This is a genomic window from Bartonella florencae (assembly GCF_000312525.1).
GTDB classification, from domain to species: Bacteria; Pseudomonadota; Alphaproteobacteria; order Rhizobiales; family Rhizobiaceae; genus Bartonella; species Bartonella florencae.
Map to the genome: position 1 here is coordinate 1 of NZ_HE997476.1, position 1082 is coordinate 1082.

At 45.7% G+C, this 1082-nt stretch carries 1 protein-coding gene and 1 pseudogene; both read left to right on the forward strand.

Features of this window, described 5'->3' with window-relative positions; translation table 11 throughout:
* Positions 1–536: pseudogene (locus BN202_RS08855) on the forward strand (phage tail protein); the annotation flags it as partial.
* A gap of 1 nt (position 537) precedes the next feature.
* On the forward strand, positions 538–1082 hold a 545-nt coding region (locus tag BN202_RS08860), incomplete at its 3' end, for a DUF4815 domain-containing protein (protein WP_034988142.1).

Genomic DNA, 1082 nt, shown 5'->3' on the forward strand with positions numbered 1-1082 from the left:
ACGTTCTCACAAAAGAAGAAGGCAAACTCATTGGCAACTGGATTGATGATTTCGACGAGGAATTAAGCTGGGACAAAATTGACTATCCCTGGGAGTTGGCAAATTTTCCATGGTGTTCTGTCAAAAAACATGAACGCGATATATTGATGGCAGAATGGTTCCAAAACCGTTCCCTTTATCTCGCTTTAAGAGATCTCGATAACACTCTGATTGGGTTTCGCCGATGCTATGCTGTAGCGCCTGTCGAACCAGCTTTGGAGGGTGTTTATAGCCATTGTGGCAACAAATTTAGTCCTTCGAAAACTGGCACCATGCTGTTTCTTGCAGCGCGCACCGATTTTTGGGATGTTGAAGACAAACAAGCCGCTTCTGTTTCCCTCCTCGTTCATGGCTCTGTGGGAGAACAGACACCTCCTGGCAAACTTTGGTTAGGAACCGATGAACTAAAGGGTGGTGTAGAGATCCTTAAAACACCGATCAACATTCCTTTGCGTGCAGATGTTCGCGAACAATTCAAGATTTTATTGAGGTTTTAACATGAAACATGAAAGTGGCTTACCCTTTGCAATTGATCGCTCTCGCGGCAGCGAGGAACAACAAAGCGTTGTGTTTTATGGACAACGCCCTTTTCTTCAAAGTGCTGAACTCAATGAAGTTCAAACCATCATAAGGGGACGCCATAACCGCTTAGGGCGCCTTGTGGCACAAGAAGGAGACCGCGTTGAACGGGCTGACGCCTTTGTTAATAAAGACACAAAGACGGTCACTTTAACAGAGGGCAAGATTTATATCGCTGGCGATATTTTTCCTGTCTCAAATGCCGTCTTAGAGAATGTTGCCATGGTTGGACGGATGGAAATCGGTGTGAAGCTTCAAAAAAGCTGGATAACTCATGAAGAGGATCCAGAGCTTTTGGGGCAAGTTCTGGGATCCTTGGCAGAAGGAGAAGGAGGTGCTGCACGCGAGGTGGCAAAACTTGTTTGGGCTCTCAAAGATGATGGGCAGCAAGGCACATTTTTCCCCGTTTATATCTTGCAAGATGGTGTTTTGATTGATCAAAAATCCCCCTCACTGCTTGAACC